Origin of the sequence: Streptomyces sp. NPDC048197, from assembly GCF_043202395.1 — a bacterium.
Classification (GTDB): domain Bacteria; phylum Actinomycetota; class Actinomycetes; order Streptomycetales; family Streptomycetaceae; genus Streptomyces; species Streptomyces siderophoricus.
Genome location: NZ_JBIDAJ010000032.1, coordinates 82,884 through 88,883, shown reverse-complemented (window position 1 = coordinate 88,883; position 6,000 = coordinate 82,884). Strand labels below are relative to the sequence as shown.

Below are 6,000 nucleotides of genomic sequence, written 5' to 3'. Positions count from 1 at the left end.
CCACTCGCTACGACAAGACCACCGAGTCCTACCAGGCCGCCGTCACCCTCGCCTCGCTCCTGATGTGGGCGTGACATTTGAAGACATCTCCTAGCAGGCCGTACCCTCCTCACAGCGAAGCCCCCGCCGGCCCCGAACGGGCCCCGGCGGGGGCTTTTCTGACGGCGTCTTCGCCCGCGAACCACCCGGTCGGCCCCTCTCGCGCCGCCCGCGCCGGCCGCCCCGGCGAAGCGATCACGCGTAACCCAAGGTTCATCGACCGTGCGTCATATGCCGTGGCATGGCGACGGGGGTTCGAGGGAATATCCCATCCAGGTCGGCGTCCGGAACAAGCCATCGGGCGCCGCATCTCAGCGGACGGCACGGTGCCGTCCGCCCGGGAGGCCCTTTGCACATCACGGAGATCCGTGCGTACCGCACGGGCGACGCGAGGGGCCGGCGCTCGGCCCGTGCATCGTGGCCTGAGCCCGGTCCGGTCATGAGATGGCCGGGGGTCCCGAGGGCGCTGCCCAGCAGCCGCTGGGAGCACCACGCCTCCGGGAGCACACCGCCCCGCGACGCCGTCGCACCCCAACCTCATCCGAGGGGGTTCGTCCACCCGTGGTGAACAGCAAGCAGCGCCGTGACAACGACCGGCGCACTTATGTCCTCGACACCAGTGTGTTGCTGGCGGATCCAGGCGCCATGACCCGCTTCGACGAGCACGAGGTCGTGCTGCCGGTCGTGGTGGTCACGGAACTGGAGGCCAAGCGGCACCATCCCGAGCTCGGCTACTTCGCCCGGCAGGCGCTGCGCCGGCTGGACGAGTACCGGGTGCAGCACGGGCGGCTGGACTCGCCCATCCCCATCGGGGAGCTCGGCGGGACGCTCCGGGTCGAACTGAACCACTCCGACACCGGCATCCTGCCCCCGGGCTTCCTCAACGGGCACAGCCGGCTGGGTGACAACGACTCGCGGATCCTCGCCGTCGCGCGCAACCTCCAGGCCGAGGGGTTCGACGTCACGGTCGTCTCCAAGGACCTGCCGATGCGCATCAAGGCGTCCTCGGTGGGCCTGCTGGCCGAGGAGTACCGCGCCGAACTCGCCATCACCGAGTCCGGGTGGACCGGGATGGCCGAGGTGGCCGTCCCCGCCGACCAGGTCGACGACCTGTTCTCCGCCGAGACCGTGTACGTACCGGAGGCGGCCGGGCTGCCGGTGCACACCGGCCTGGTGCTGCAGTCCGAGCGCGGCAAGGCGCTCGGCCGGGTCACCGCGGACGGCACGGTCCGGCTGGTCCGGGGCGACCGGGAGGCGTTCGGCATCCACGGGCGCAGCGCCGAACAGCGGATCGCGCTGGACCTGCTGCTCGACCCGGACGTCGGCATCGTGTCGATGGGCGGGCGGGCCGGCACGGGCAAGTCGGCGCTGGCGCTGTGCGCAGGCCTGGAGGCGGTGCTGGAGCGCCGGCAGCACCGCAAGGTGATGGTGTTCCGCCCGCTGTACGCGGTCGGCGGGCAGGAGCTGGGCTATCTGCCGGGCAGCGAGGCGGAGAAGATGAGCCCCTGGGCGCAGGCCGTCTTCGACACGCTCTCCGCGGTGACCACCAAGGACGTCATCGAAGAGGTGGTGGGGCGCGGCATGTTGGAGGTGCTGCCGCTGACCCACATCCGCGGGCGGTCGCTGCACGACGCGTTCGTCATCGTGGACGAGGCCCAGTCCCTGGAGCGCAATGTCCTTTTGACGGTTCTGTCCCGTATCGGGGCCAACTCCCGGGTCGTGCTCACCCATGACGTCGCCCAGCGGGACAACCTCCGGGTCGGGCGCTACGACGGAGTGGTCGCCGTCGTCGAGAAGCTGAAAGGGCATCCGCTTTTCGCCCATGTCACCCTGAACCGCTCGGAACGGTCGCCGATTGCGGCACTGGTGACCGAAATGCTGGAGGACGTCAGGATCTGACCCGCCAGACCTGGACAACCGCTCGGATCGGGCCAGTTGTCCGGATCTGACCCGCTGTAAGGCGGCGCCGCCCGGCGAAGCGAAGGAGCTTAGCCGGGCGGCGTTCTGCTGCGCGCCGATATCCGAAAATACCCGGGGGTAAACGAGGTGTGAGCTTTCACACCCGGCCGGGAATTGATTCCCGGTGTGTCGTTCGGGCAGAGTCTGGGTCCTGTCAGGCCCCGCATACGGCATCCGCACCCCCAGCGGTGCAGAACACCCGAACTTCATAGTGAGTCGCCGTATGCCGCCCGAGCACCACGCGGACCCCGAGGGGGACGTACCGGGCCAGTGCCTCCCGTGACCAGCCGGTCCCGCCCGCTCAACAGGGCCCGGAACAAGGGGAGACCAGCGCCAGGGGCACGATTGCGTCCGCGAGGTCACCTAAGCGGGCGATGCTGGAAGGAAAACGTGTGAGCCGGATCTCGGTCCGGGGATTCGCCGTGGCCTCCGCCACCGCGGTCACCACCGTCGGCGCCGTCGTCGGCGTCGCTGCAGGGCAGCCCGCCACGGTCAACGCCGAGGCCACCGCTGCCGACGCGACGACCATTGCCGACATCCCCGCGGGCGCTCAGGCCCAGGTGCAGACGGCTTCCCTGACGCAGCAGGCGGACGAGGCGTCCACCCAGGCGGACGCGAGCGCCCTCAAGTCTGCACAGGAGGCCGCGCGCAAGGCTGCCGCGGAGACCGCGCAGAGCAAGAAGGACGCCGCGGACCAGCAGGCCAAGAAGGAAGCCGACGCGCGCAAGAAGAAGGAGCTGGCCGCGTCCCGCTCCTCCGAGCGCACCGACCTCGGCGACCTGGTCGGCAAGAGCTCGTACACCATCGCCGAGACGCAGGCCATCGCGCGTCAGATGATGGCGGGCGACCAGTTCCAGTGCTTCAGCAACATCGTGAGCCACGAGTCCGGCTGGAACTACAAGGCCACCAACGCCGGCTCGGGCGCCTACGGCCTCGTCCAGGCGCTGCCCGGCTCGAAGATGGCCTCCGCGGGCTCCGACTGGCAGACGAACCCGGCGACCCAGATCAAGTGGGGCCTGAACTACATGAACGACCGCTACGGCAGCCCCTGCGGCGCCTGGTCGTTCTGGCAGGCGAACAGCTGGTACTAGGCCCATCGGCCGCACACCGCGCCTCTCGAAACCCCCGAACGCACCGCGTCGGGGGTTTCGTGCGTCGTGCACGGGTAACGTCGTGCCCGTCAACGTGGCGCACGGGAGGGGAAGAGGAAGGCAGATGTCCAGATTGCCTCAGTGGGTCGGTGGCCTCGGCGCCGGTCTGACGCGGCTCTCGCAGCGGCTGGAGGAACAGCGCCGCCGCGCCGAGGCCGCCGCCGCAGCAGCCGGGGACACGGACGAGCTGGGGCGTGTCGAACGCTCGGCGTCGTCGGCGCTCGACGGACCGGTGGCCGACGCACCGGTGGCCACGCTCGCCGTGCCCCGTACGCAGCTGCCGGAGGCCGGGGACGGCGTACCGCACCCGGGCACGGGCGCGGAGGACGCGGCACCGCCGGCCCCTTCGCGGGCCCCGGACTCGGTGCCCGCGCCGCCCTCGTACGCGCCGGCCGTGGCGGCCCGGCCCGATCCGGTCGACGCCGTGCCGTGGGGCGTACGGGTCGCCGCCGAGGCGGGCTGGCGGCTGCTGGTGCTGGCCGCCACGCTGTGGGTGCTGGCGCAAGTGATCACCAGCATCCAGCTGGTCGTGCTGTCCTTCATCGCGGCGATGCTGATCACCGCGCTGCTCCAGCCGACGGTCGGCTGGCTGCGCCGGCGCGGGCTGCCGCGCGGGCCGGCCACCACGCTGACCTTCATCGGCGGCTTCGTGGTCATGGGCCTGGTCGGCTGGTTCGTGGTGTGGCAGGTCCAGGACAACATCGACTCGGTCTCCAGCCGCATCCAGGAGGGCATCAGCGAGCTCAAGGGCTGGCTGCTGAAGAGCCCGTTCCATGTGACCGAGAGTCAGATCAACAGCATCGCCAAGAACCTGCAGGACGCGATCGGCGCCAACACCGAGGCGATCACCTCGGTCGGCCTGGAGGGCGTCACCGTCGTCCTGGAGGTCCTCACCGGCATCCTGCTGGCCATGTTCACCACCCTGTTCCTGCTCTACGACGGGCGGCGGATCTGGGAGTGGGTGCTCAAGCTCGTCCCCGGCGCGGCCCGGGAGGGCGTGGCGGGCGCCGGGCCGCGGGCCTGGCGCACGCTGACCGCCTATGTGCGCGGCACGGTGATCGTGGCGCTCATCGACGCCATCTTCATCGGCATCGGGCTGTACTTCCTCAACGTGCCGCTGGCCGTCCCGCTCGCCGTCTTCATCTTCCTGTTCGCCTTCATCCCGCTGGTCGGCGCGGTGGTCTCGGGCGCGCTGGCGTGCGTGGTCGCGCTGGTCACCCAGGGCGTGTTCACGGCGCTGATGGTGCTGGCGGTGGTGCTGGCCGTGCAGCAGATCGAGGGCCATGTGCTGCAGCCGTTCATCCTGGGCCGGGCGGTCCGGGTGCACCCGCTCGCGGTGATCCTCTCGGTCGCGGCCGGCGGACTGATCGCCGGGATCGGCGGTGCGGTCGTCGCCGTGCCCCTGGTGGCGGTCACCAACACGGTCGTCGGGTATTTGCGCTCGTACTCCCGGGAGCAGGCGGTGCGGATGTCGGTGGCCCCGCGCGGCGCCACCGCCCTCGGGGTGGCGCCGACCCCGCCGCCGGTCCGGAGGGCCCGGAGCGACGAGGACGGCGACGGCGAACGGGAGTAGCACCCGGACGACGACACGAAGAACCCCGCGGACGACGCAACGTCCGCGGGGTTCTTCGGGTTTCGGGCGCCGTAGGGCTACCGGGTCACTCGGCGAGTGCGGCCTCGGCGTCCAGGGTGGCGCCGACCGCCTGCAGCACGGAAGCGATCTTGACCGCCTCCTGGATCGTCTCGCGCTCCACACCGGCCTTGCGCAGCACCTGCTCGTGCGAGTCCAGGCACATGCCGCAGCCGTTGATGGCCGAGACGGCCAGCGACCACAGCTCGAAGTCGACCTTGTCGACGCCCGGGTTGCCGATGACGTTCATCCGCAGGCCGGCGCGCAGGTTGCCGTACTCCGGGTCCGACAGCAGGTGCCGGGTCCGGTAGAAGACGTTGTTCATCGCCATGATGGCGGCGGCCGACTTGGCGGCGGTGTACGCCTCGGCGGAGAGGTTCGCCTTCGCCTCGGGCTCCAGCTCGCGCAGCACCTTCGGCGAGCGCGAGGCGATCGCGCAGGCCAGGACCGTGCCCCACAGCTGCTGCTGCGGCAGGTCGCTGTTGCCGATCACCGAACCGAGGTTCAGCTTGAGGTCCTTGGCGTAGTCCGGGACCGCGGACTTCAGGTCATCGAGGGCCATGGGTCTCACTCACCGGCCAGCAGCGCGACCGGGTCCAGGGTGTCCTCGCCCTTGCTCCAGTTGCACGGGCACAGCTCGTCCGTCTGGAGGGCGTCGAGGACCCGCAGGACCTCCTTGGGGTTACGGCCGACGGAGCCGGCGGTCACCATCGTGAACTGGATCTCGTTGTTCTGGTCGACGATGAAGACGGCGCGCTGCGCGAAGCCGTCCTCGCCCTCGATGCCGAGGTCGCGCATGAGCTCGTGCTTCGAGTCGGCGAGCATCGGGAAGGGCAGGTCGGTCAGGTCCGGGTGGTCCTTGCGCCAGGCGTGGTGCACGAACTCGGAGTCGCCGGAGAAGCCGAGGACCTGCGCGTCACGGTCGGCGAACTCCTCGTTCAGCTTGCCGAACGCGGCGATCTCGGTCGGGCACACGAAGGTGAAGTCCTTGGGCCACGCGAAGACGATCTTCCACTTGCCCTCGTAGGTCTTGTGGTTGATCTGCTCGAACTCCTTGCCCTTCTCCAGCGAGACACAGGCAGTCAGGTCGAACTCGGGGAACTTGTCACCGACAGTGAGCACGCGCTCTCCTTGTTGCGTAGAAAGTCCCTTTTGAGGCTTTCCTTGAGGCTTGGACGGAACTCACAGTGCCACAGGACGCATTGATCAGGGAAATAGCTA

General features: G+C 69.8%; 5 protein-coding genes. 3 read left to right on the top strand and 2 right to left on the bottom strand.

The annotated features are described in order from the left end of the window. Nucleotides 1-600: 600 nt before the first annotated feature. The 3 genes from ACGF4C_RS31115 (at nt 601) to ACGF4C_RS31105 (ending at nt 4,722) form a co-directional block, all read left to right on the top strand. On the top strand, nt 601-1,938 hold the full coding sequence (locus tag ACGF4C_RS31115; RefSeq protein WP_030412177.1) for a PhoH family protein: 1,338 nt from the start codon (nt 601-603) through the stop codon (nt 1,936-1,938). 452 nt (nt 1,939-2,390) lie between these two features. Beyond that, complete coding sequence (locus tag ACGF4C_RS31110; RefSeq protein ID WP_030412178.1) at nt 2,391-3,089, top strand: transglycosylase SLT domain-containing protein; 699 nt, start codon at nt 2,391-2,393, stop codon at nt 3,087-3,089. Nucleotides 3,090-3,213: 124 nt separating this feature from the next. Beyond that, a complete protein-coding gene (locus ACGF4C_RS31105; protein ID WP_393570691.1) occupies nt 3,214-4,722 on the top strand; it encodes an AI-2E family transporter in 1,509 nt (502 codons plus the stop codon). Between the two features lie 85 nt (nt 4,723-4,807). On the opposite strand, the gene ACGF4C_RS31100 is transcribed toward ACGF4C_RS31105, so the two are convergent. Together ACGF4C_RS31100 and ACGF4C_RS31095 are read right to left on the bottom strand one after the other, a co-directional pair. Next, entirely contained in the window at nt 4,808-5,341 is a 534-nt protein-coding gene (locus ACGF4C_RS31100; protein ID WP_030412180.1) for an alkyl hydroperoxide reductase, read from the bottom strand. A 5-nt stretch (nt 5,342-5,346) separates the two neighbouring features. After that, complete coding sequence (locus tag ACGF4C_RS31095) at nt 5,347-5,901, bottom strand: peroxiredoxin (RefSeq protein ID WP_030800852.1); 555 nt, start codon at nt 5,899-5,901, stop codon at nt 5,347-5,349. Nucleotides 5,902-6,000 lie beyond the last annotated feature (99 nt).